The organism is Microbacterium sp. (assembly GCF_047602155.1).
Taxonomy (GTDB): domain Bacteria; phylum Actinomycetota; class Actinomycetes; order Actinomycetales; family Microbacteriaceae; genus Microbacterium.
This window is the reverse complement of the sequence record NZ_JASGHZ010000001.1, coordinates 1,006,213-1,027,967: the sequence shown is the minus strand read 5'-3', so window position 1 is coordinate 1,027,967 and position 21,755 is coordinate 1,006,213. Positions and strand designations below refer to the sequence as shown.

Below are 21,755 nucleotides of genomic sequence, written 5' to 3'. Positions count from 1 at the left end.
AATAGTTTCGTGGAACTCCAGCATCCTTTCCGAGCCATCACGACGTCAGTAGACGGAGACGTGTTGCAGGTGCTGGCTTCCACTCACGACGAGATGACGGTGAGCCGCCTGGCGCTGCTGATCCCCGAGCGCTCTGGCCCCGGCATCCGCCTCGCCGCCGACCGGCTCGTCGATCAGGGCATCCTGAGGGTGCGCCGCATCGGGCGTGTTCGTGCATATGGCTTCAACGACGACCACCTGCTCGCCCCGGCTCTGCGGCAGATCGCGCAAGCGAAGTCCCTCCTCGTGACCCGCCTGCAGAGCGTGTTCAACGAAGCCGGCACGCCGCTCGCCGTCCTGTTCGGTTCGGCGGCATCCGGCGAAATGAATGCGAGCAGCGATGTCGACATCCTGGTCGTCCGCCCCGCGGACGCCGACCTGTGGGATGAGAAACTCGCGGATCTCACCGTCCAGATCTCCCGCCTGACGGGGAATGACGCGCGAATCATCGACATCGACGTCGAAGACCTGACCGCCGAGCAGTACGCCCCGCTGATCGACGACGTGGTCCGAGAGGGAATCGCTCTGGCCGGCGACCTCAGCGAGCTCAGGGCGCGACGCGATAGGCGGCGGTCGTGACCCCGAAAAGCATCCGCACGCGGGTCGCTGAACCATTCGAGTGCACGCAGCGCCTCGCTCGCGCCACCGGGTTCTGGGAATCGGCCGAGAACGAGAGGTCACTGGATGCCGACCCGAACGCCATCGCTGCCCTCTACGTTCTGGCGGGTATCGCGGCCGCCGACGCGATCTGCTGCCGGAAGCTGGGCGAATACTCGCGCTCCGAAAGCCACGACGAAGCGATCTCGCTCATCAAGCGCGTGTCACCGGACCTCGCCGCGCCCCTGCGGAGACTCCTTGCCGACAAGTCGCTCGACGCGTACGGCGCGGCCGCAGTTTCTGCCAGGCGCGTCGAGCAGACCCGGACGGCATCCGCACGTCTGATCGAGGCTGCTCGCACGTTGTGATCTGCGGCTGAACTCCTCGTTCTCAGGCGCGGTAGAGGTAGGGCACCCCGCTCGTGCCGAAGCGGGGAGCCGGGCGCGGGTGGATCTCGAACGTGGCCCGCAGGCGAACCTTCTCGAACCCGATCAGCTTGCGGATCGGCTCGCCGTGCCCGTCCGGCACCTGCAGGTACGCCTGCGCGACCTCGACGCCGGCGATGCGACCCTCCCGTTGCATGACCTGCGGAGTAGGGGGACTCCGATCGGCCCTGGGGGATGACCGGCTCAGGGAGCGCCGGCGGCGGTGATCCTCCCGGCGCGCTGTGCGATCGCGGACCGGTACCAGCGGCTGCGGGTGCCGTTCCAGGCGCGTACGAACAGGCGCCTGTCGACGACGGACCAGATCCAGGTCAGCGTCCCGGTGGTCTTCCCGTCCGGATGATAGGGGGCGATGTGCAGGTCGTCGGTCGCAGCGATCTTCTCGATCACCTCAGCGGGCCAGGTCGTCATCAGGCTGCCTCCGTTCGCATCATCTCCGGGTGGGATGCCTTCACTCCATCACGTCGCCCAGCGCTGGGGGGAGTCCCTGCCAGTACCTCCCTCGGCGGGGACTCCCTCGCGCCGACGGATGGTGATTGGATATCGGTCGCCGACCAGACGCCGAGTACCTCGGCGATCAGCCCACCGGACCCATCGCCGTGCCGGCGAAGGGCCCGGTCGCGCTCGTCGCGACCGTGGTGTTCCTGACCGCGATCGCGCCGCTGGCGACCGACATGTATGTGCCGGCCTTCCCTGCCGTGTCGCATGACCTGTCGGCGACGGCGACATCGCCCCGATGGTCGGCCCGCTGCTCGTCGTGCCGGAGACGCTGCCCCGCGAGAAGCGCCATGGCGGCGGGATGCGTACGTTCGCCGCCGCGGGCACGCAGGTGCTGCGCAACCGCCGCTACGTCGGCTATGTCCTCGTCACCGGCTCGACCATGGGCGCGATCTTCGCCTACGTCGCGACGTCTGCGTTCGTGCTGCAGTCCATGAACGGGCTGTCGCCGGTCGTCTCCTCCATCGTCTTCGCCGCCAACGCCGGCGGCATGACCCTCGCCTCCCTCGTGGCCGCGCGCCTGGCCGGACGCGTCCCGACCCGGCGGGTCATTGCCGTCGGCCACGCAGCGGCCCTCGTCGCGGCGGTCGCGATGCTGGTCGGCGCGCTCTGGTTCGGCATGCCCCTGCTGGTCGCCCTGATCGGGTTCTTCGTGCTGATGACGACCGTGGGACTGATCGGCCCCAACGGCGGTGAGCACACCGCCGTCCCGATGGCGGCGCTGATGATCGGCTGCATCGTCCTGTCCATCGTCGGGCTCGTCATGGCCCGCCCTGCCCGCGCCGTGTACCCCCTCTGATCCGGTGGAGGCTGATGCGGGATCCTCGGCGGACGGTATTGATCAGCACACGTCCGTGCTCCCGATAGCATGCAAGGACCGAACAGGCGAGGGGATGTGCGATGACGGGCGTCGGACGCGCGGATGCTTTGGTCGCCGAGATGCTGGGCATCCTGACTCGGACTCGTGAGGCACGGCAGCACCCGCCGGCTGTCGAGCGAATGCTGGCCGAGAGCATGTCGACGGCCGGGATCCTCTCCGAGCAACTCGCCGAGCTTCAGCAGTTCGTCATCCTGGAGGCAGAAGAGCCCGACACGAATGAGATGATCCAGGCGCGGACCGCATGGGACCAGCTCCCCGCGGATGTGGATGCCAAGGGCGTGCGCGAACTCGTGCTGCTTTCGCCGACGCTCTCGACGCTGCACCGCGCCGCGGTGACGGTGACGTCGGTTCATCGCTTCGGGGACGAGAAGCTCAAGATGGCGGCCTTCATGGGCCAGGTGGCGGGGCGGTTCCCGAGGTACATCGGGATGCTCGTGCCGCGGCCCAACGACAAGTTTCCCGGATTCTTCATCGACGCCAGTGAGTTGAACGGCATGGAGCGCCTGCTGGAACGGCTCGCCCACGTCGGAGCGATCAAGGACTTCAAGCTGCTCGGACAGTTCAAGAACAAGGAAGGCAAGCAGTATTGGAAGGAGCGTTCCGAGGTTCCGAAGCACCGGACTGCCGAAAAGTGGCGAGTGCTACGTGGCACTGTGGCTTCCGACTGGGAGCCGTTCTTGACCGGCCACTGGCTCACGGCCTACGCCTACCAGATTGCGAGGGACCAGTTCGAGCGTGTCGGGGCCGCTTTCGAGATCTATTCGAATGTTCGCTACTCACTGCCGGGCGACCTGGGTGGGGGCTCCAGCGATGTCGACGTGCTCGTGCGCACATCTGACATCGTCCTGAGTATCGAGTGCAAGTCCGGTCACGTCCTCACCGGTCAGCCGAGCCAGGCGTCCAAGACGCTACGCAACGCCGAGCGCTTCGACCGCATCCTGGACACGATGGAGGTCAGTCTCAAGCGCATCTACCAGCTCCTCTACCTCGAGAGCGACAAGGAGCCTGCGGAGGACGTCTCGCGCGCGGTCACCGGCGGCAAGGTCGACCTGCTGGTCACCATGCCCAGGGCCGTCCGCCTGACGGTCCAGCGCATTGCGAATGGTCAGTCGATCGATGACTACGAACAGATCGGCGCCGCGGAGGCGTAACTCCAGGTTGCGTCCGGACGCAACACCCCTGCACGGAGTTGGCGGCATCCGGGGTCATCGCCGTGGATAGGCCCGATGTGCGCCAGGTCTGCCGTGACCGAACCAGGAGATCGACGCGTGGCGATCGGTGCGGACTGCTCGCGGGGTCGCAAATGGTCGCCATTCGAGATCCCCTCCGGCCAGATGCGACCGCACCGGGCGCGTCAGATTCGGACGGCATCCGCACAAAAGCCCGGCTGCACCGCCTGCGGCGGCACATCCGGGCCGTGGAGGGGCTGACGGGAATCGAACCCGCGCTGTCTGCTTGGGAAGCAGAAGTTCTGCCATTGAACTACAGCCCCGTGGCCCGCAAAGTCGGGCCCGGTGATGCATCGGCGTGCACCGGAGGTGTCTCGTCGTGCACCGCGACACGACCAAGCATACAGAGCGAACTTGCGACGGCTGTGCAGTCGCCGAATTGCGCGAGACCGGGTCAGACGGGTCATACTCGTCGTCATGCCCTCCTCGCTCTCTCTCGACGGTCTGCGCTTCGCCATGGTGTCCTCTACGGCCAGCACGGTCGACCCCGATGCGCCGACGACGTTCGACTACCACCAGGACGGTCGCCTGATCTGGGGCGAGTACGTCGGCGACACGGTGACCACCGGGCGCTTCGTGGGTGAGCTCGATGGCGCGACGGTGCGAATCTCGTTCGCGCACGCGCTTGTCGCCGACGGCTCCGTCGTGCGCGGAGATGCCGTGAGCCGCATCGAGCGGGCCGACGATGGCCGGCTGCGCCTCGTCGAGGACTTCGCCGTCGGGGCCGTCGACCACGTGAGCGTCTGCCTGCAGGTGTGAGTTCACACCCGGCTCTGCCGGGTCGAATCGGCGCGGGTGAACCGCATCAGGCCGCTCTCGAGCGAGATCGGCGCGCGCGTCGGGATATCGTCGGGGAGCACGTAGCGGCGCCGGAACACTTCGCTGAGCACGATCACTGTCTCAAGCTTCGTGACCTCCGGAAGCGCCGCGATCGTCCCGATGACAAGCGACTGCATCGCCTCCATGTCCACGCTGTGCACGGCGAGCATGACGTCGTGCTCGCCGGTGAGGACGCGCGCCGACTCGATATCGGGCAGTTCGCCGATCGCCTGCAGGAAGGATGCCCAGCTCTGCGGCCGGACGCTGCAGAACACGAGGGCGCTCACGCCCAGCCCGAGCCTTTCCGGATTCACGTCTGCGGTGAAGCCGGTGATGATCCCGGCTCGCGTGAGCGCCTCCACGCGGGAGTAGGCGCTCGCCCGGGAGATCCCGACCTCCTGCGCCAGCGCCGCGACGGAGATGCGGCCGTTCCGTCTGAGCACGCGGAGGATGTCGTACGCGATTTGGTCGATCACGGATGCGGATCGTCCAGTGGATGCCGAGGGATCGTCACTCATGCTGGACATATTGCCGCAGTGATCGAATAGTGACAATGGATTGCTCCAATCTGCCACCATCCGTCGGATAGAGTTCGGGAAAGGGCATGTAACACGCCTGTCTGTCCAGCTCCACTCTGCCTATCTCGAAGAGGAGGATGCCGTGGCTCCATTCCATCGCCACGCCGTCGTCGCCGCCATCGCTGCGGCTGCCATCGCGCTCACCGGATGCTCGGGAGGGAACTCCGCGAACAACAACACCAACGCCTCCTCCGGGGGCGGAACGCTCGTGGTCGACACCGCCTTCTCGCTCGAGACCGGCGACCCGGGCCGCAACTACGTCCCGACCGGGAACCTGGTGCTGCACGCGGTGTACGACACGCTGCTCACCTTTCAGGGCTCGGACTCTACGACGCCCGAGCCCGACCTCGCCACGATGGAGCAGAACGAGGATGCCACCGAGTTCACCTTCACGCTGCAGGACGGGCGTACCTTCTCCGACGGCACCCCGGTGACCGCTGACGATGTCGTCTTCTCGCTCGAGCGGGTCGCCGGCATCACCGACTCGAAGGCGAACTTCCTGATGGCGGGCATCACCGTCACGAAGGTCGACGACAAGACGGTGAAGCTGTCCACCGAGACCCCGTCGTTGCAGCTGCCGGCGATCGTCACGAACCCGTCGCTGGCCATCCTGAACTCGAAGATCGTGAAGGAGAACGGCGGCACCACTGACAACTCCGACACCGCGAATGCCTGGCTGGACGCGCACTCCGCCGGATCCGGCCCGTACACGCTCGACTCGCTCGACCTCACCTCCCAGGTCGTGCTGGTCAAGAACGCGGCGTACGACGGCACCGACACTCCGGCCTACGACAAGATCGTCGTCCGCAACATCTCCGAGTCGGCCACGCAGCTGACGAACCTCAAGGGCGGGGACTCGAACGTCGCCGTGGACCTCTCCGGCGACCAGGTCAAGGATCTCGGCGACGACTTCACGGTGAAGTCCGAGCCGTCGGCGGAGACGCTATTCCTCCTCGTCAACCAGAACAAGGACGTCGGCGGCGTCACCGCGAACCCCCAGTTCGCCGAGGCCGTGCGCTACGCGTTGGACTACGACAAGCTGCTCGAGCTCGCCGGTGCGGGCTCCGTGCAGGCGACCGGCGTCATCCCGCCGATGTTCCCTGGAGCGCTGCAGACCGGCGTGAAGCAGGACATTGACCGCGCGAAATCGGCCCTGGCCGCGTCGGGCTACGCGGGCGAGGAGATCACGCTCCAGTTCCCGAACGACAACCCCGTCGGCGGCGTCGAGTTCACGCCGGTGGCGGAGCGCGTGCAGCAGCAGCTGAAGGACATCGGCGTGAATATCACCCTTGCCCCGGCACCGTTCGCGACCGAGGTCGACCCGTACGTCAACGCCAAGGAGGCGTTCTCGCTCTGGTACTGGGGCCCCGACTACGCCGACTCGTCGTCGTTCCTGCCCTTCGGCCCCGGCGAGAAGGTCGGCCTGCGCGCCGGCTGGCCGGCCACGGCCAACACCGCGATCGCCGACCTGGTGGCCGCGGCGCGCGACGCCACCGACGTGGAGGAGCGCAACACGGCATTCGGCGAATATGCGCAGGCGATGCAGGACGAGGGGCCGTTCGTGCCGCTGATCGTCCCGGGCAGCAACCTGGCAAGCGACGACACCGTCGACGGGCTCGAGTACAACGTCACCTGGACGCTCGATCTGCGGACGCTGCACCCCGCCGACTGAGCGGATGCCGGAGCGGACGTGACGCAGACGCAGACCATCGCCACCGGCCGGGCGCGGACATCGCAGCACACGCTGCTGCGATTCCTCGCCCGGCGGGCGGTGACAAGCGTGATCCTGCTGTTCGGGATCATCCTGGTCACCTTCTCGCTCACGGTGATCGTCCCCGGCGACCCCGTGCGAGCCGCGTTGGGTGAGGGCGCCTCGTCCAACCCCGAGACGGTCAAGGCGTTCCGCGCGAAGTTCGGGTTGGACCAGCCGATCCCGGTGCGGTTCTTCATCTACATCGGCAACCTGTTCCGCGGCGACCTCGGCAGCTCGATGACCACCGGGCGGCCGGTCGCAGACGACCTTGCCACGGCGGTGCCGGCGACGGCGGAGGTCGCGTTCTACGCGATCATCGTGAGCCTCGCGGTCGCCATCGTGCTCGGCACGCTCGCCGCCTACCGCCGCGGCAAGGCCACCGACCAGGTGGTGCGCGTGGTGACCCTCATCGGTCTCAGCATCCCGACGTTCTGGATGGCGATCCTCTGCTACCAGCTGTTCTTCATGAACCTGCACTGGGTGAAGGGGTCGGGGCGGATTTCGCCCACCATCACCCCGCCGCCGCGGGTCACCGGTTTCTACACGATCGACTACATCCTCGGCGGAGACTCCGTCGGCTTCTTCGACGCCGCCAGCCACCTGGCGCTTCCGGTACTGGTGCTGAGCCTGTTCACGATCGCGACCCTGACCCGGTTTGTGCGGACCTCGGTGCTGGAGGTGCTCGATATGGACTACGCGCGCGCCGCGCGCGCGAAGGGCCTGTCCGGCCGCCGCGTCGTCGTCGGGTACGTCCTGCGCGGCGCGGCGCTGCCGATCCTCACGCTCGTGGGCATCGCCTTCGGCAGCCTGCTGTCGGGCACCGTGCTCGTCGAGGCGGTGTTCGCGTGGCCGGGTCTGGGCACCTACGCCTACAACGCCTCGAAGAACCTCGACCTGCTGGCCGTGACCGGCGTCGGCCTCGTGGTCGGCATCATCTACCTCGTCATCAACCTCGTCGTGGACGTGCTCTACGGCGTGCTGGACCCCCGGGTGAGGCTGTCATGAACCTCGTGATCCCCGAGAAGCTCGCTCCGAAGCGGCGTCGGCTGCCGATCCCGCGGGCCTGGCGCACGCCGCTGGCCGTGGTCGGCACCGCCATCGCGCTGCTCTGGATCTTCGTCGCGATCCTCGCGCCATGGATCGCGCCGCACGACCCGCTCGCCCAGGATCTCCCGCGCCTGGCGCCGCCGAGCGCCGATGCCCTCATGGGCACCGACGTCAACGGCCGCGACGTGTTCTCGCGGCTCATCATGGGTGCCCAGACCACCATCCCGCTCGCCCTCATGCTCGTGGTGTGCGCGATGGTCGTGGGCACGATCGTCGGTGCCGTGGCCGGCTACCTCGGCAGTTGGGTCGACGAGGTGCTCATGCGCATCACCGACATGGTGATGGCCTTTCCGACGGTGATCCTCGCGATGGTTATCGCCGCCTCGCTCGGCCCCTCCATCATGAACGCCGTCATCGCGGGCATCATCGTGGCGTGGCCGCCGTATGCGCGCATCACCCGCTCGCTCGTGCTTGGGCTCCGCAACCAGAACTACGTCGTCGCCGGACGTCTGCTGGGCAACTCGCCGCTGCGCTCCCTCGTGCGCGACGTGCTGCCGAATATCGCGGGACCGGTGCTTGTGCTCGCCTCCCTCGACATCGGCACCGCCATCCTGCTGCTGTCCGGACTGTCGTTCCTGGGCCTGGGCGCGCAGCCGCCCACGCCGGAGTGGGGCGCGATGATCTCCGCCGCCATGCAGAACACGTCGGCGTGGTGGCTGGGCGTGTTCCCGGGCCTCGCGATCCTCAGTGTCGTCATGGCGTTCAACTTCATCGGCGACTCCCTGCGCGACGCGCTCGACCCGCTCGCTGCGCGTGAGCGGGAGGCCGAGTCGCCCACCGCCGTGGAGGTGACGGCATGAGCGCCCTCGCCATCCGTGACCTGCACGTCGAGCTCGGCCAGGGCAAGCGCGATCGCACCGAGGTGGTTCGCGGCATCGACCTCGACCTCGTCCCCGGGCGCATCCAGGGGTTGGCGGGGGAGTCGGGCTCCGGCAAGAGCATGACGGCGATGGCGATCCTCGGACTCCTGCCCGCCGGCGGCACGGTATCCGGATCCATCCTCCTCGGCGGCGACACCGAGTTGGTCGGCCTGCGCACCACGGCGTATCGGAAGGTGCGCGGAGGCCGTATCGGTATGGTCTTCCAGGATCCCTCCGCCAGCCTGCACCCGCAGATCACCATCGGCGTGCAGCTCGCGGATGGTATGCGCGCGCATCTGGGCCTGTCGAAGGCGGATGCCCGTGCTCGCGCGGCCGAGCTGCTGGCGCTCGTGCGCGTGCCCTCGCCCGAGGAGGCGCTGACGAAGTATCCGCACCAGTTCTCCGGCGGCCAGCGCCAGCGCATCGCCATCGCGATCGCCCTCGCGTGCGACCCAGAGATCCTGCTCGCCGACGAGCCGACCACGGCCCTGGACGTGACGGTGCAGGCCGGCATCCTGCATCTGCTCCGCGACCTCGCCACCGAGCGTGATCTGGCCGTGCTGCTGGTCACGCACGATCTCGGCGTCATGAGCGCCGTCGCCGACGACGTCGCCGTCATGCGCGGCGGGCTGGTCGTGGAAGCGGGCAGTCGCCGGCAGGTCTTCACGGATCCGCAGCACGCGTACACGCGCGAGCTGCTGGACGCGATGCCAGACGCGCAGGATTCGCTCGTGGACGGCGGCGAGGGAGAGACGCGATGACCGAGCAGCAGCCGAAGCGGCCCGTCCTGCACGTCGCCGACCTGGTCGTCGAGTACGGCGGCCGCGCCGCGTTCCGCGCCGTCGACGGGGTGTCGTTCGACATCGCCCCCGGGGAGGTGCTCGCCCTCGTCGGCGAGAGCGGATGTGGGAAGTCGTCCACCGCGCGTGCCGTCATCGGCATGGAGAAGCCGCACAGCGGCACTGTGCTGTACCGTGACCGCTCGGTGCAGCCGCTGGGCCTGCGCACGCGGCCGAGCGAGCTGACCGCGATCCAAATGGTGTTTCAGGATCCGAACTCCTCGCTGAACCCGCGCATCCGCGTGGCGCAGCAGATCGCCGCGGGCTCGCGCGCCGCGCGGGCGCGGAGCCTCGACACCGAGGCGCCGTCGCACTGGCTGAACGCGGTCGGTCTCTCGCCGACGCTGGAGCGCCGCTACCCGTACCAGCTGTCCGGCGGACAGCGTCAGCGCGTTGCGATCGCGCGCGCGCTCGCCGCCCGACCCGACCTCATCGTCGCGGACGAGCCGATCTCGGCGCTGGATGCCTCGGCACAGGCCTCGGTCGCCGCGATGATGCGCGAGCTGTGCGTCGCCGCCGATGCGGCCATGCTGTTCATCTCGCACGACCTGTCGGTCGTGCGCCTCATGGCCGACCGCGTCGCGGTGATGTACCGCGGCCGGATCGTCGAGTCGGGGCCGACTCCGCTCGTGTGGGAACAACCGGTGCACCCCTACACCACGTCGCTGCTGGCTGCGATCCCGCACCCCGACGGCGAGGGTGTGCTGCCGGCAGCGCCGGCGTCGGAGGCACCGGCGTCGTGGTCGTCGGAGATTCCCGAGGCACTCGAGCGCACGCGCTGACCGGCGGACCACGCCGGCTTCGCGAGTGCGGCACGGTCAGCCCGCCGGCACCGCCCCGAAACTGTGCGCCGCGATGATCGTCGCCGCGGCATCCGAGGAGGACAGGAACTCGAGCACGGCGCGTGCCGTGGCCGGGTCGGCGGAGGTCGCGGCGACGGCCCCCGCGAACACCGTGTCGATCGCGCAGTCCGGCGGCAGCACGCCGAGGATCCGCACGCCCGGCTGGCCGACCAGCTCGCTCAGCTGCTGAAAGCCCAGGTCGACCTCGCCGGAGGCCACGGACTGCGCCACCGGAACCCCGGGCCGCGCCCGCACGAGCCGGTCGCCCAGCTCGGCGGTCAGCCCCCACTCGTCGATCATGCGCACGAGCGCCGTCCCGCTCGGGCCGGTCGAGTAGCCGATGCGGGATGCCGCGCGCAGCGCGGAGCGCAGCGCCGCCGCGTCCGGGTAGGCGGTGCCGTCGGGCCGCGGTGCGGCGGCATCCGTCCCCGACGGCACCGCGACCGCCGTCTGCGACAGCATGAGCGGGGCGACGGAAGCGGCATCGACGTGCCCGTCGGCGGCGAGCCGGGCGAGGGCGTCCGACGCGAGGAAGACGAGGTCGAAGGGCTCGCCGGCGGCCACCCGGCGGGCGGCATCCACCCCGCCCACCGACTCGATCTCCACGAGCGGGAGACCGGCGCCGACCGCAGCGGCGGCGAGGTCGGCGAGCACGTGCCGCGTCGCCATGGAGGAGATCGCGGTCGTCATCGGGCGCTCTCGAACGTCTCGGCGTCGACCTCCGCGGCGGGGCCGGGCGCATAGCGCTCTCCCGACACCGTCGCCGTGTCGATGAGCGCCCCGGCGCGCGCCAGCACGGCGGGGTCGACGTCGAGCGATGCCGCTGCCAGGTTCTCGCGGGCGTGCGCGCGCGAGGTCGTCCCCGGGATGGGCACGACATGCTCGCCACGCGACAGCAGCCACGCGAGCGCCAGCTGCGCCGGGGTGCAGCCGGCCTCGGCCGCGAGCGCGCGCCAGGCCGGCAGCAGCGCCGCGTTCGCGCGCCAGTGCTCCGGCTGGAACCGCGGCATCCCGCGCCGGATGTCCTTCTCGGCGAGATCCCCGGGCGCCGCGATCGCGCCGGCGAGGAAGCCGCGCGCGACCGGCGAGAACGCCACGAGCGCGACGCCCGACGAGCGGGTGGCCTCCAGCATCCCCAGTTCGGCGTTGCGCGTCCACAGCGAGTACTCGTTCTGCACGGCCGCGATCGGCGCGACGGCCTGCGCCTCGCGCAGCCGCGCGACCGACACCTCCGACAGCCCGATCGCGCCGATCTTCCCGGCATCCATCGCCTCGGCCAGCGCGCCGACGCTGTCACCGATCGGCACGCGCTTGTCCCAGCGGTGCAGGTAGTACAGGTCGATGTGGTCGACGCCGAGCCGCGTCAGCGAGACATCCACCTGCGACCGCAGCGTCTGCGGCCGCCCGTCGATGACCTTCACGCCGTCGACGATCGACATGCCGCCCTTGCTCGCGAGGTAGACCTCCGCACGTCGCCCGGCGAGGGCGCGCCCGACGAGCTCTTCGTTGCGGCCGCCGCCGTAGAGCGTCGCGGTGTCGAGGTGCCGGATGCCGTCATCCAGCGCCCCGCGCAGCATCGCTTCGCCCTCCGCGGCCGACGGCGAGACGCCGTAGGCGTGGCTCAGCGACATGCATCCGAGCCCGACGCGGGGAACATCCAGGCCGGAAGCGGTCACTGCAGCTGCTCCTCCAGAGCCCCCAGCACGCGGTAGCAGTCGATGACCTGCTGGATCGACGAGTTGGGCTCGCGACCCTCACGGATGGCGGAGACGAACTCGCGGTCCTGCAGCTCGATGCCGTTCATGCTGACGGCGACCTGCGACACGTCGATCTGCTCGTCCGTGCCGGTGAACAGGTCGTCGTAGCGCGCGAGGTAGGTCGCGGTGTCGCCGATGTAGCGGAAGAACGTGCCGAACGGCCCCTCGTTGTTGAACGACAGCGACAGCGTGCAGATCGCGCCCGTCTCGCTCTTCAGCTGGATCGACATGTCCATCGCGATGCCGAGGTCCGGGTGGATCGGTCCCTGAATCGCGTTCGCCTGCACGATCCTCCCGGCCTGGTACGCGAACAGGTCGACGGTGTGCGCGGCGTGGTGCCACAGCAGGTGGTCGGTCCACGACCGCGCCTCGCCCTTGGCGTTGGTGTTGGTGCGGCGGAAGAAGTACGTCTGCACGTCCAGCTGCTGCACGTGGAAGTCCCCGGCGGCGATGCGCGCGTGCACGTACTGGTGCGACGGGTTGAACCGGCGGGTGTGCCCGACCATCGCGATCTTCCCGGATGCCCGGGCCACCGCGAGGGTCGCCTCGGCGTCGGCGACCGAGTCGGCGAGCGGAATCTCCACCTGCACGTGCTTGCCCGCCGCGAGCGCCGCCTGCGTCTGGCTCGCGTGCAGCCCCGTCGGGGTCGCGAGGATGACGGCGTCCACGTCGTCGCGCTCCAGCACGGCGTCCAGCCCCACGACGGCGTTCGCGATGCCGTACTGCGCCGCGACGGCATCCGCCTTGTCCTGCGAGGTGGCACTGACGACCGTCACGTCGGCGTCGTCGATCTCGGCGAGGCCGTCGAGGTGCTTCATGCCGAAGGCCCCGGCGGCCCCGACGACGGCGACGCGCACGCGGTCGCTCATGCGTGGACTGCTTCGAGGGGCTGGCCGGCGTCGGCAGCCTCGGCGTCGGCGGCCTTCGGGGTGACCGGGTTGCTGATCACGAGGTGGCCGACGGCGGTGTTCGATGCCGGCACGTGGTAGAACCGGTGGTTCACCTCGGGCGCGCCGCCGCCGAACTGGTCGTCCATCGCGCCGCGCGCGATGAGCCAGTCGACGAGCTCGATGCCCTCGGAACCGGCCTCGTCCACGTACTCCATGTGCGGCCATTCGGTCAGGCCCATCGGGTCGGCGATGAGGTGGTCGAGGAAGGCGTTGTCCCACTCTTCGTTGATGAGGCCCGCGCGCGGACCCTGCAGCTGGTGGCTCATGCCGCCGGTGCCCCAGATCTGCACGTTCAGCTCGGGACCGTCCCACTTGTCGAGCGCGCGGCGGATCGCCCGACCCAGCTCGTAGCAGCGCCGACCCGACGGCACCGGATACTGCACGACGTTGACCGGCAGCGGGATGACGCGGCACGGCCACTCCTCCACGTCGCCGAAGACGAGCGACAGCGGCACGGTGAGGCCGTGGTCGACGACCATCTCGTTGACGAGGGTCAGGTCGAAGTCGTCCTGGATGACCGACTGCGCGATGTGCGCGGCCAGCTCCGGGTAGCCCTTCACGTCGGGCACCGGGCGCGGGCCGTAGCCCTCGTCGGCGACCGGGTAGTGCGCGCCCGTGCCCAGCACGAACGTGGGGATGATGTTCGAGTCGAACGCCGTCGCGTGGTCGTTGTACACGAGGATGATGACGTCGGGCGTGTTCTCCTTGGCCCATTTGCGCGTCCACTCGTAGCCGTCGAAGACCTTCTTCCAGTACGGCTCCTCGGTCTTGCCGAGGTCCATCGCGGCACCGATCGCGGGCACGTGCGACGTGAACAGCGCGGAGGTGAACTTCGCCGGCGCGTTCTCGCGCATGACGGTGGCCTTCTCGGCCTGTGGCGGCTCCCACCCGTCGAGATCCTTCAGGCGCACGCCCTCGGGCCGGCGGCCGCCGCCGATCATCATGTCGCGGTAGGCGGCCTCGCTCATGCCGGTCATCGAGCCCGCCATCTGCTGGAAGCTCATTCCGTGCGTCGCGCCGATCTTGCTGAGGAAGTAGATGTTGCCGCCCTCGGCGATGCACGTGTTCAGGTCGACGTCGAGCACGGCCTGACGCTGCCGGGGGTTCAGCGGCCACTCGTCGAGGTACGCCTCCTGGTCGGCGAGGAAGCGCTCGCGGTTCTCCGGCTTCATCAGCGACATGCAGAACTGGTTGAGGTGATAGCCCTTGCGGGCCTGCTCGGCGTCGAAGATGGTGGTGCCGGGGACGTTCTTGTACGGTTTGTCGAGAGCCATGGTCATACTCCTTCGGATGCGGGCCGGGCGGTCTCCTCCGGCCAGTACAGACGCGTGGGGTTGTCCACGAGCAGCTTGCGCTGCAGCTCGGGAGTCGGCGCGATCTGCGGGATGTAGTCGACCAGCAGCCCGTCGTCGGGCATGTGGTCTTTCAGGTTGGGGTGGGGCCAGTCGGTGCCCCACAGCACGCGGTCGGGGAACTCCTCGACCACGCGACGGGCGAACGGCACGACATCCGGATAGGCGTGCTGCTCACCGTTCAGCGCGCGCGGACCCGTGACGGAGAGCCGCTCGGGGCAGCTCACCTTGGTCCACACGTTGGGGTTCTCGCGCAGGAAGCGCAGGAACAGCCCGAACTCCGGGCCGTCGGCATCCTTCGTGACATCGGGACGACCCATGTGGTCGACCACGACGTCGGTGGGGATCGCCGAGAAGAAGTCGTAGAGGCCGGGCAGATCCTCGGCCTCGAAGTAGATGACGACGTGCCAGCCGAGCGGGGCGATCTTCGCCACGATCTCCTCGAGGGAGTCGGTCGGAACGCGGTCGACGAGGCGCGTGACGAAGTTGAACCGCACCCCGCGGATGCCGGCTTCGTGCAGCTCGGCCAGTTGCTCGTCGGTGACGTCGCGGCGGACGGTCGCGACGCCGCGGGCGCGCCCGGCGCTGTGGTGCAGCGCATCGACGAGGGCGCGGTTGTCGGCGCCGTGGCACGTGGCCTGCACGATGACGTTGCGCGCGAAGCCGAGGCCGTCGCGCAGGGCGAACAGCTGCGCGGCGGAGGCGTCGCACGGCGTGTACTTGCGCTCGGGAGCGTAGGGGAACTGCGCGCCCGGGCCGAACACGTGGCAGTGCGCGTCGACGGCGCCCGCCGGCACGCGGAAGGTCGGGGTGGACGGCCCGTCGTACCAGTCCAGCCAGCCGGGTGTCTTCTCGAACCCCCCGCTCACGGTGCCGTGCGTCATCAGTCCTCCACGTATTCCAGGCCGGCGGCGGCCAGCGGCGCGCGCATGCCGTAGAGGTCGAGGCCCAGCACGCCGTCGCGGAACTTCTGGCGCTTGCCCTCCTCGTTGTCCTCGCGCGTGCGGCTCGCGTCGGCGACGGCTCCCACGAGCGCGCGCGGCACGACGACGACGCCGTCGACGTCCGCCACGACGACATCGCCGGGGTTCACGACGGCGTTGGCGACGACGACCTGCACGTTCACCGAGCCGAGCGTCGCCTTGACGGTGCCCTTGGCGCCTATCGCGCGCGAGAAGACCGGGAAGTCCATCTTCTCCAGATCCGCGACATCGCGCACGCCGCCGTCGATGACGAGGCCCGTGCAGCCGCGCGCGGTCAGCGAGGTCGCCAGCAGCTCGCCGAAGAAGCCGTCCTCGCTCTCGGTCGTGCAGCCGGCGACGAGCACGTCGCCGGGCCGCACCTGCTCGGCGGCGACGTGGAACATCCAGTTGTCGCCGGGCTGCAGCAGCACCGTCACGGCAGAGCCGCACAGCTTCGCGCCCGGGTAGACGGGGCGGATGTAGGGCCGCAGCAGGCCGACGCGGCCCATCGCCTCGTGGATCGTTGCGACGCCGAACTGCGACAGGCGGGCGACGTCGGCCGGGTCGGGGCGCTGGATGTTCGTGCGGACGATGCCGAGGTCGTTCAGTCGCATGGTGGCTCCTTGGCTCACAGTCCGCGGGCGGCGAGGGCCCGGTGCAGGCGGGGATAGACGCGGCGGGCGTTGCCCTCGAACACGGCGCTGCGCTCGGCATCCGTCAGGTTCGGCGTGCCGTCGACGTACCGCTTCGTGTCGTCGAAGTAGTGGCCCGTGCGCGGGTCGACATCGCGCACGGCGCCGATCATCTCGCTCGCGAACAGGATGTTCTCGGTCGGGATGACCGCCGTCAGCAGGTCGATGCCCGGCTGGTGGTACACGCACGTGTCGAAGAACACGTTGCCGAGCAGATGCTCTTCGAGCTCGGGCTTGCCGAGCGCCATCGCGAGCCCGCGGAAGCGGCCCCAGTGATAGGGGACCGCGCCGCCGCCGTGTGGGATGACGAGCTTCAGGTCGGGGAAGTCGCGGAACAGGTCGCCCCTCAGCAGCTGCATGAACGCGGTCGTGTCGGCGCCGAGGTAGTGATCGCCCGTCGTGTGGTGCACGTCGGGTTTGCAGGTGGTGCTGACGTGGATCATCGCGGGGATCTCGTACTCGACCATCTTCTCGTAGATCGGGTACCACGAGCGGTCGGTCAGCGGGGGAGCGCTCCAGTGCCCGCCCGAGGGGTCGGGGTTGAGGTTGATCGTGACCGCGCTCAGCTCTTCGACGGCGCGGGTGAGCTCGGCGACGGTCGTGGCGGGGTCGACGCCGGGCGACTGCGGCAGCATCGCCCCCATGAGGAAGCGGTCGGGGAAGAGCTCCGCCACCCGCGCGCACAGGTCGTTGCAGATGCGCGCCCACGTCGCGCTGACCGCGAAGTCGCCGATGTGGTGCGCCATGAACGAGGCCCGCGGGCTGAACACCGTGACGTCGCTGCCGCGGTCGTTCATGAGCCGCAGCTGGTTGGCCTCGATCGTCTCGCGGATGTCGTCGTCGCTGATCCGCAGCGCGGCCGGGTCGGGCGCGGCGCCCTGCCCGGCGGCGAAGGCGATCTGCAGGTCACGCCACGCGCCGAGCTGGGCGGGAGCCGTGGTGTAGTGGCCGTGGATGTCGATGATCAACGCGTGTCGTCCTTGAACTCGTGGATGCCGGTTGCTTCGACTGTAGGCGCCGGATGCGGTGCGGTCCAATAGATGTGTGGACCGGCATCCATAGATAGCATCTATACATGGAGACGGCCGACCTGAACGCGCTGCGCACCTTCGTCGTGCTGTACGAGCTGCGCAGCCTCACGGCGACGGCGCAGCGCCTGCACGTGACGCAGCCGACCGTGAGCTACACGCTGTCGCGGCTGCGGCAGCGCTTCGGCGACGACCTGTTCCGGCGCGAGGGGCACGCCATGGTGCCGACCGCGCGGGCGACGCAGCTGTTCGGTCCGCTGCACGCCGCGCTCGCGCAGATCGACGCCGCCGTCGGGGTGCCGGACGCGTTCGAGCCCAAGCAGTTCAGCGGCGAGCTGGTGCTCGGGCTCACCTCGATCGGCGAGCAGACGTTCCTGCCCCCGATCATGGCGGCGCTGTCGCGGCAGGCCGCGCAGCCGCACCTGCGGGTCGAGCGGCTCGACTCCGACCAGGTCGAAGACGGCCTCATCCGCGGCACGATCGACCTCGCCGTCACCGTCTCGCCGCTGCGCGCCGAGGGTCTGTGGAGCACGGGCGTGCGCAGCGTGGAGTACGTCGCGCTGTCGTCGGGCGCGCACCCGCTGCCGCGGGTAGGCCCGGAGATGTTCGCCGGGCGGCGGTTCGTGCGGGTGTCGGCGCGCGGGGGGCACGTGTTCCCGATCCAGCTGCTGACCGCGCACGGGCTCATGTCGCAGGTCGCGCTCACGGTCGAGGAGTACGCGACCGTGCCGGCGGTGCTGGAGGCGACCGACCTCGTGGTGCTGCTGCCGCGGCACGTCGCCGAGGTGTTCTGCGGGTGGTTCCCCGGGCTGCGCATCGCCGAACTGCCGTGGCCGGGGCGCAGCGCGCCGGTCACGCTGTACACGCGCCGCGAGGCGAGCCTGTCGCCCGTGCAGGACTGGTTTCGCGCGCTCGTGCTCGAGGCCATCGCCTCGGACGAGTATCGCGAGTAGGTCGCCCGTCAGCCGTGCTTGTTGCGGTTCCAGCTGGCCTTGGCCGGCGCGAAGGGGCTGCGCACATGGATCGACCACGTCGAGTGCGGGTGGATCGACAGGATCGCCCGCTCCCACCACGCCCGTGCCTCCTCGGACAGGTGGGGGAAGGCGGCATCCTTGTCGGTCTCGTCCTCGGGGCGGGGGCGCAGAGCCTTCCACACGAGCTGCACCTCCGGTGCGCCGGTCGGGATGCCGCCGAGGTCGAGCACCGCCCGATCCCACGGGAGCTGCAGGCGCGGGTCGCGCAGGTACATCCAGGCGCGGGCGCCGCCGTCTTCGACATTGACCTGCAGCACCCAGACGTCGTCGGCGTCGCGCCGGATGCGGACGGGCTGCACGTCGGCGCTGTCGAGATCCGCCGCCGCGAGGGGGACGGGGGTGCCCTCGAAGCCCTCGCCGGCGGTGACCCAGGCGCTGTAGCCGGCGGGGAGGGCCGCGACCAGCTTCTCCAGGTCGCCGCGGATGGTGCTCACGTCGATGTTCGCCCGCGCGCGGATCGGCGCCCCGAGCCAGCGGTCGAGCGCCGCGCCGCCCGAGAGCCACCAGCGCGCATCCGTGCCGCTCAGCACCTCGGCGACCTGCTCCGGCGTGAGCGGCGCCCAGGGGGTGTCGGCGGTCGGGTCGGGCATGGCACGAGCGTACTCGGACGCGCGGCCTCCCGTCGCCGCGGCATCCATCGTCGGACCGGGCGCGTGGCCAGTAGGCTGGCCGCGTGCTGCTCAGCGACCGCGACATCCGTTCCGAGATCGAAACCGGCCGGGTCGGGCTCGACCCGTGGGATCCGGCGATGGTCCAGCCGTCGAGCGTGGATGTGCGGCTCGACCGCTACTTCCGGCTGTTCGACAACCACAAGTACCCGTTCATCGACCCGTCCGAGGACCAGCCCGACCTGACCCACCTCATCGAGGTGGCGCCCGACGAGCCGTTCATCCTGCACCCGGGCGAGTTCGTGCTCGGGTCGACGTTCGAGCAGATCACCCTGCCCGACGACATCGCCGCGCGTCTGGAGGGCAAGTCGTCGCTCGGCCGGCTCGGGCTGCTGACGCACTCGACGGCGGGGTTCATCGACCCCGGGTTCTCCGGCCACGTCACGCTCGAGCTCTCCAACGTCGCGACGCTGCCGATCAAGCTGTGGCCGGGCATGAAGATCGGGCAGCTCTGCTTCTTCCGCCTGTCGTCGGCGGCCGAGAACCCCTACGGCACGGGGCCGTACCTCAATCGGTATCACGGTCAGCGCGGGCCGACGGCATCCCGTTCGTTCCAGAACTTCCACCGCACCGACGTCGGCACGACCGACGCGGGAGCCCTCGGCGGCTGAGCCGCCGTCGCGTTCCCCGCGGCGGGCGTGCGCGGGTGGCGTGCGCGGCGGGCGTGCGCGGGCGGCGGCATCCGCCGAGACCCACTCTGTGCATCGAGACCCGCGCCCAGGGCGGCGGTCTCGATGCACGGAGGCGGTCTCGGTGATCGGCGTGGTGGGTGAGCGTCAGGCGGTGCGGTCCTCGCGGCCGCGGGCGAACCCGGCGTCGAAGCCGCGCTCGTAAGCGTCCTGTGCGGCGTGCTCGCCGTGGCCGCCGTGGCGCTTGCCGCCACGAGCGGCGTGGCGCTCGTGGTGCGCGAAGCGCTGCCCCCGCGGGTCGAAGCCGGGAGCGAATCCGGGCCGTCCGAACCCCCTGCCCGGACCGAATCCGGGGCGGAAGCCCGGGCCGAACGGGTGCTCGTCATCGGCTCGCTCCTCGCCCTCCGGCGCGAATGCGGGCCCGAACCCCGGGCCGAAGCCGCGGAAGCCGAACCCGGGGCGGAACCCCGGTCCGAAGCCGCGGCGCCCGAACCCGCGGCGCGGGCCGCGGGGAAGGCGCTCGTCGGGGTTCCAGCCGAGCTCGCGGGCGATCGCCTCGAGGCTCGCCAGCGTCGTGGCGAAGTCCCCGTCCGACACGGCGCCGCTTACGCGACTGCGGATGCCGGCGACGCTCTCGCTCAGGCGCGCCATCGCCGCGCGGCCCTCGTCGGTGAGCGCCCAGCGGCCGTCGGTGTCGACGATCCAGCCGCGCTCGATGAGCCCGTGCAGCTTCTTGGCGCGTAGGCGCGCGATCAGCTCCGGAGCGACGACGTCGCCGTCGATCAGGTTGAGCAGGCGCCAGTCGCGCCGGGTGATGCCCTCGGCCTCGAAGACCGTGGCGAACTCGCGGGCGAGCAGCCGATCGACGGCACGCAGCCAGTAGCCGAGCGGACGGGGGGAAGTGTCTGTGGTGTTCTCGGTGTTCATGAGAAGTCCTTTCATCGGGCGGCCGGCTCCGGAACGAAGTCCGGTCAGGCGGCGGGCTGCAATTTGCATGTCAATCAACATGTATATGCAGTATGACATGCGTTTCGGGAACATGTCAAGTTGCATGTAAATTCGAGGTATGACGGATGCCACCGCCCACGACCTCGACGCCATCGCCGCCGCGCTCGCCGCCCTGCGTGGACGCGGCCCCGGTCTCCGCGGCTTCGGACCGCACGGCCTCGGACCGCACGGCCTCGGTGCACAGGTCTTCGGTGCACAGGGCTTCGGGTCCAACGGATTCGACCCCCGCGACCCCCGCGACCCCCGGAACCACCGGAACCCCGGCGACCCGCGCGGCGGCGACGAACAGCACCGCGGCCGCCCTGCGCACGACGCCCCGGGGGAGCGCGGCGGAGGGGGCGCCGGCCCGGGCTCCTGGTTCGGCCCGGGCGGCCCGGGCGCTCGCGGCGGCATGAGCGGTCCGGCGCGGCTGCGGCTGCTCGAGGCGCTGGCGGCGGCATCCCACCCCCTCTCGGTCAGCGAGGTCGGCGAGGCGATCGGCGTCGATCAGCCGCGGGCGTCGCGGCTGATCCAGCAGGCCGTCGACCTGGGGCTGGTGCGCCGCGAGGCCGATCCCGACGATGCCCGCCGCACCCGCATCGCCCTCACGGATGCCGGCACCCAGCTCGCGCGGGGGTTCCGCGGTCAGCGCCGCGAGCACCTGGCGCAGGCGCTCGCGTCGTTCACCGACGACGAACGCGCCGAGCTCGCGCGGCTGCTCGGCAAGCTCGCCGCGGGCTGGCCGCAGGCCTGAGCCGCGGCATCCTCGCGTCGCTTCGCGTCACCTCCCGTCGCCCCACCCCGCCCCGCCCTCCGCCTCCTCGCGTCGCCTTCCGTCGCCGCGCCACGCCCTCCACCCCGGAGTTTCGGACGCTTCAGGCGTCCGAAACTCTTCCTCAGGCCGTTTCGGACGCTTCAAGCGTCCGAAACTCGCGCCGGTCCGCGCTGAGCCCGGGCCGCGCCGCGCCGGGCCGCACCGCATCGCGCCGGGCCGGATGGCGCGGGGCCGCGCCGCGCCGCGCCACGCCCTCCCATCCTCCACCCCGGAGTTTCGGACGCTTCAGGCGTCCGAAACTCTTCCTCAGGCCGTTTCGGACGCTTCAAGCGTCCGAAACTCGGTCCGGTCCGGGCCGCGCCGGTCCGGGCCGCGCCGCGCCGGGCCGCATCGCGCCGCGCCGGGCCGCATCGGGCCGGGCTGCATCGCGCGGGGCC

Annotated in this window: 25 protein-coding genes and 1 tRNA gene; 13 read left to right on the top strand and 13 right to left on the bottom strand. The window is 70.1% G+C overall.

The window, feature by feature from the left end; genetic code table 11:
• Positions 1–9: 9 nt before the first annotated feature.
• Both QM720_RS04900 and QM720_RS04895 read left to right on the top strand, forming a co-directional pair.
• Complete coding sequence (locus QM720_RS04900; protein ID WP_415125037.1) at positions 10–618, top strand: nucleotidyltransferase domain-containing protein; 609 nt, start codon at positions 10–12, stop codon at positions 616–618.
• Positions 615–1,004, top strand: coding sequence for a hypothetical protein (locus tag QM720_RS04895; RefSeq protein WP_415125036.1), 390 nt, complete (start codon positions 615–617; stop codon positions 1,002–1,004). The genes QM720_RS04900 and QM720_RS04895 overlap by 4 nt, the downstream gene beginning before the upstream one ends.
• 22 nt (positions 1,005–1,026) lie before the next feature.
• On the opposite strand, the gene QM720_RS04890 is transcribed toward QM720_RS04895, so the two are convergent.
• Positions 1,027–1,218, bottom strand: a complete 192-nt coding sequence (locus QM720_RS04890) for a fibronectin type III-like domain-contianing protein (RefSeq protein WP_415125035.1) — start codon at positions 1,216–1,218, stop codon at positions 1,027–1,029.
• 47 nt (positions 1,219–1,265) lie between these two features.
• On the bottom strand, positions 1,266–1,490 hold the full coding sequence (locus tag QM720_RS04885) for a DUF2255 family protein (RefSeq protein ID WP_415125034.1): 225 nt from the start codon (positions 1,488–1,490) through the stop codon (positions 1,266–1,268).
• Between the two features lie 325 nt (positions 1,491–1,815).
• On the opposite strand from QM720_RS04885, the gene QM720_RS04880 reads away from it, so the two are divergent.
• Together QM720_RS04880 and QM720_RS04875 are read left to right on the top strand one after the other, a co-directional pair.
• Positions 1,816–2,376: a hypothetical protein gene (locus QM720_RS04880; protein WP_415125033.1), complete on the top strand. Its 561-nt coding sequence runs from the start codon at positions 1,816–1,818 to the stop codon at positions 2,374–2,376.
• A 101-nt stretch (positions 2,377–2,477) separates the two neighbouring features.
• Positions 2,478–3,608, top strand: a complete 1,131-nt coding sequence (locus QM720_RS04875; protein WP_415125032.1) for a hypothetical protein — start codon at positions 2,478–2,480, stop codon at positions 3,606–3,608.
• 267 nt (positions 3,609–3,875) lie between these two features.
• On the opposite strand, the gene QM720_RS04870 is transcribed toward QM720_RS04875, so the two are convergent.
• Positions 3,876–3,949: transfer RNA gene (locus QM720_RS04870), tRNA-Gly, on the bottom strand.
• Between the two features lie 154 nt (positions 3,950–4,103).
• On the opposite strand from QM720_RS04870, the gene QM720_RS04865 reads away from it, so the two are divergent.
• The gene (locus tag QM720_RS04865) at positions 4,104–4,445 is read left to right on the top strand and encodes a hypothetical protein (protein ID WP_415125031.1); all 342 of its coding nucleotides are present in this window, start codon (positions 4,104–4,106) and stop codon (positions 4,443–4,445) included.
• A gap of 2 nt (positions 4,446–4,447) precedes the next feature.
• Here the strand turns inward: QM720_RS04865 and QM720_RS04860 are convergent, their stop codons facing one another.
• Complete coding sequence (locus QM720_RS04860) at positions 4,448–4,981, bottom strand: Lrp/AsnC family transcriptional regulator (RefSeq protein WP_415125030.1); 534 nt, start codon at positions 4,979–4,981, stop codon at positions 4,448–4,450.
• A gap of 184 nt (positions 4,982–5,165) precedes the next feature.
• On the opposite strand from QM720_RS04860, the gene QM720_RS04855 reads away from it, so the two are divergent.
• Genes QM720_RS04855 through QM720_RS04835 form a run of 5 tightly spaced genes read left to right on the top strand, consistent with a single transcriptional unit; the run spans position 5,166 to position 10,424 of the window.
• Positions 5,166–6,755 carry an ABC transporter substrate-binding protein gene (locus QM720_RS04855; RefSeq protein WP_415125029.1) on the top strand — a complete coding sequence of 530 codons (1,590 nt, stop codon included), beginning with the start codon at positions 5,166–5,168 and terminating at the stop codon, positions 6,753–6,755.
• Between the two features lie 18 nt (positions 6,756–6,773).
• Positions 6,774–7,841 carry an ABC transporter permease gene (locus tag QM720_RS04850; RefSeq protein ID WP_415125028.1) on the top strand — a complete coding sequence of 356 codons (1,068 nt, stop codon included), beginning with the start codon at positions 6,774–6,776 and terminating at the stop codon, positions 7,839–7,841.
• Entirely contained in the window at positions 7,838–8,743 is a 906-nt protein-coding gene (locus QM720_RS04845; protein ID WP_415125027.1) for an ABC transporter permease, read from the top strand. The genes QM720_RS04850 and QM720_RS04845 overlap by 4 nt, the downstream gene beginning before the upstream one ends.
• Complete coding sequence (locus QM720_RS04840; protein WP_415125026.1) at positions 8,740–9,564, top strand: ABC transporter ATP-binding protein; 825 nt, start codon at positions 8,740–8,742, stop codon at positions 9,562–9,564. Before QM720_RS04845 ends, QM720_RS04840 begins: the two co-directional genes overlap by 4 nt.
• Complete coding sequence (locus QM720_RS04835) at positions 9,561–10,424, top strand: ABC transporter ATP-binding protein (protein WP_415125025.1); 864 nt, start codon at positions 9,561–9,563, stop codon at positions 10,422–10,424. The genes QM720_RS04840 and QM720_RS04835 overlap by 4 nt, the downstream gene beginning before the upstream one ends.
• Positions 10,425–10,460: 36 nt before the next feature.
• Here QM720_RS04835 and QM720_RS04830 read toward each other — a convergent pair whose 3' ends face one another.
• From QM720_RS04830 to QM720_RS04800, 7 genes are read right to left on the bottom strand one after another with little or no spacing between them, the layout of a single operon-like run.
• A complete protein-coding gene (locus QM720_RS04830; protein WP_415125024.1) occupies positions 10,461–11,174 on the bottom strand; it encodes a substrate-binding domain-containing protein in 714 nt (237 codons plus the stop codon).
• A complete protein-coding gene (locus QM720_RS04825) occupies positions 11,171–12,160 on the bottom strand; it encodes an aldo/keto reductase (protein WP_415125023.1) in 990 nt (329 codons plus the stop codon). Before QM720_RS04825 ends, QM720_RS04830 begins: the two co-directional genes overlap by 4 nt.
• A complete protein-coding gene (locus QM720_RS04820) occupies positions 12,157–13,110 on the bottom strand; it encodes a Gfo/Idh/MocA family oxidoreductase (protein WP_415125022.1) in 954 nt (317 codons plus the stop codon). The genes QM720_RS04825 and QM720_RS04820 overlap by 4 nt, the downstream gene beginning before the upstream one ends.
• Positions 13,107–14,465: a protocatechuate 4,5-dioxygenase subunit alpha/beta gene (locus QM720_RS04815; RefSeq protein WP_415125021.1), complete on the bottom strand. Its 1,359-nt coding sequence runs from the start codon at positions 14,463–14,465 to the stop codon at positions 13,107–13,109. The genes QM720_RS04820 and QM720_RS04815 overlap by 4 nt, the downstream gene beginning before the upstream one ends.
• A 2-nt stretch (positions 14,466–14,467) precedes the next feature.
• Positions 14,468–15,427, bottom strand: a complete 960-nt coding sequence (locus tag QM720_RS04810; protein WP_415125020.1) for an amidohydrolase family protein — start codon at positions 15,425–15,427, stop codon at positions 14,468–14,470.
• Entirely contained in the window at positions 15,427–16,119 is a 693-nt protein-coding gene (gene ligK, locus QM720_RS04805) for a 4-carboxy-4-hydroxy-2-oxoadipate aldolase/oxaloacetate decarboxylase (RefSeq protein WP_415125019.1), read from the bottom strand. The genes QM720_RS04810 and ligK overlap by 1 nt, the downstream gene beginning before the upstream one ends.
• Positions 16,120–16,133: 14 nt before the next feature.
• Positions 16,134–17,165: an amidohydrolase family protein gene (locus tag QM720_RS04800; RefSeq protein ID WP_415125018.1), complete on the bottom strand. Its 1,032-nt coding sequence runs from the start codon at positions 17,163–17,165 to the stop codon at positions 16,134–16,136.
• Positions 17,166–17,272: 107 nt separating this feature from the next.
• Here QM720_RS04800 and QM720_RS04795 point away from each other — a divergent pair, with 107 nt between their 5' ends.
• Positions 17,273–18,178, top strand: coding sequence for a LysR substrate-binding domain-containing protein (locus tag QM720_RS04795; RefSeq protein WP_415125017.1), 906 nt, complete (start codon positions 17,273–17,275; stop codon positions 18,176–18,178).
• An 8-nt stretch (positions 18,179–18,186) separates the two neighbouring features.
• Here the strand turns inward: QM720_RS04795 and QM720_RS04790 are convergent, their stop codons facing one another.
• Complete coding sequence (locus QM720_RS04790; protein ID WP_415125016.1) at positions 18,187–18,849, bottom strand: nucleotidyltransferase domain-containing protein; 663 nt, start codon at positions 18,847–18,849, stop codon at positions 18,187–18,189.
• An 83-nt stretch (positions 18,850–18,932) separates the two neighbouring features.
• On the opposite strand from QM720_RS04790, the gene dcd reads away from it, so the two are divergent.
• Positions 18,933–19,538: a dCTP deaminase gene (gene dcd, locus QM720_RS04785; RefSeq protein ID WP_415125015.1), complete on the top strand. Its 606-nt coding sequence runs from the start codon at positions 18,933–18,935 to the stop codon at positions 19,536–19,538.
• A gap of 165 nt (positions 19,539–19,703) precedes the next feature.
• Here the strand turns inward: dcd and QM720_RS04780 are convergent, their stop codons facing one another.
• On the bottom strand, positions 19,704–20,483 hold the full coding sequence (locus tag QM720_RS04780) for a MarR family winged helix-turn-helix transcriptional regulator (protein ID WP_415125014.1): 780 nt from the start codon (positions 20,481–20,483) through the stop codon (positions 19,704–19,706).
• A 139-nt stretch (positions 20,484–20,622) separates the two neighbouring features.
• Here QM720_RS04780 and QM720_RS04775 point away from each other — a divergent pair, with 139 nt between their 5' ends.
• Positions 20,623–21,297 carry a MarR family winged helix-turn-helix transcriptional regulator gene (locus tag QM720_RS04775; RefSeq protein WP_415125013.1) on the top strand — a complete coding sequence of 225 codons (675 nt, stop codon included), beginning with the start codon at positions 20,623–20,625 and terminating at the stop codon, positions 21,295–21,297.
• Positions 21,298–21,755 lie beyond the last annotated feature (458 nt).

Coding starts and splice junctions, on each gene's coding strand:
- QM720_RS04780 (WP_415125014.1), bottom strand. CDS start 20,483: ATGAACACCGAGAACACCACAGACACTTCCCCCCGTCCGCTCGGCTAC.
- QM720_RS04775 (WP_415125013.1), top strand. CDS start 20,623: ATGACGGATGCCACCGCCCACGACCTCGACGCCATCGCCGCCGCGCTC.
- QM720_RS04890 (WP_415125035.1), bottom strand. CDS start 1,218: ATGCAACGGGAGGGTCGCATCGCCGGCGTCGAGGTCGCGCAGGCGTAC.
- QM720_RS04845 (WP_415125027.1), top strand. CDS start 7,838: ATGAACCTCGTGATCCCCGAGAAGCTCGCTCCGAAGCGGCGTCGGCTG.
- ligK (WP_415125019.1), bottom strand. CDS start 16,119: ATGCGACTGAACGACCTCGGCATCGTCCGCACGAACATCCAGCGCCCC.
- QM720_RS04875 (WP_415125032.1), top strand. CDS start 2,478: ATGACGGGCGTCGGACGCGCGGATGCTTTGGTCGCCGAGATGCTGGGC.
- QM720_RS04790 (WP_415125016.1), bottom strand. CDS start 18,849: ATGCCCGACCCGACCGCCGACACCCCCTGGGCGCCGCTCACGCCGGAG.
- QM720_RS04795 (WP_415125017.1), top strand. CDS start 17,273: ATGGAGACGGCCGACCTGAACGCGCTGCGCACCTTCGTCGTGCTGTAC.
- QM720_RS04885 (WP_415125034.1), bottom strand. CDS start 1,490: ATGACGACCTGGCCCGCTGAGGTGATCGAGAAGATCGCTGCGACCGAC.
- QM720_RS04835 (WP_415125025.1), top strand. CDS start 9,561: ATGACCGAGCAGCAGCCGAAGCGGCCCGTCCTGCACGTCGCCGACCTG.
- QM720_RS04830 (WP_415125024.1), bottom strand. CDS start 11,174: ATGACGACCGCGATCTCCTCCATGGCGACGCGGCACGTGCTCGCCGAC.
- QM720_RS04820 (WP_415125022.1), bottom strand. CDS start 13,110: ATGAGCGACCGCGTGCGCGTCGCCGTCGTCGGGGCCGCCGGGGCCTTC.
- QM720_RS04810 (WP_415125020.1), bottom strand. CDS start 15,427: ATGACGCACGGCACCGTGAGCGGGGGGTTCGAGAAGACACCCGGCTGG.
- QM720_RS04865 (WP_415125031.1), top strand. CDS start 4,104: ATGCCCTCCTCGCTCTCTCTCGACGGTCTGCGCTTCGCCATGGTGTCC.
- QM720_RS04880 (WP_415125033.1), top strand. CDS start 1,816: ATGGTCGGCCCGCTGCTCGTCGTGCCGGAGACGCTGCCCCGCGAGAAG.
- QM720_RS04815 (WP_415125021.1), bottom strand. CDS start 14,465: ATGGCTCTCGACAAACCGTACAAGAACGTCCCCGGCACCACCATCTTC.
- QM720_RS04840 (WP_415125026.1), top strand. CDS start 8,740: ATGAGCGCCCTCGCCATCCGTGACCTGCACGTCGAGCTCGGCCAGGGC.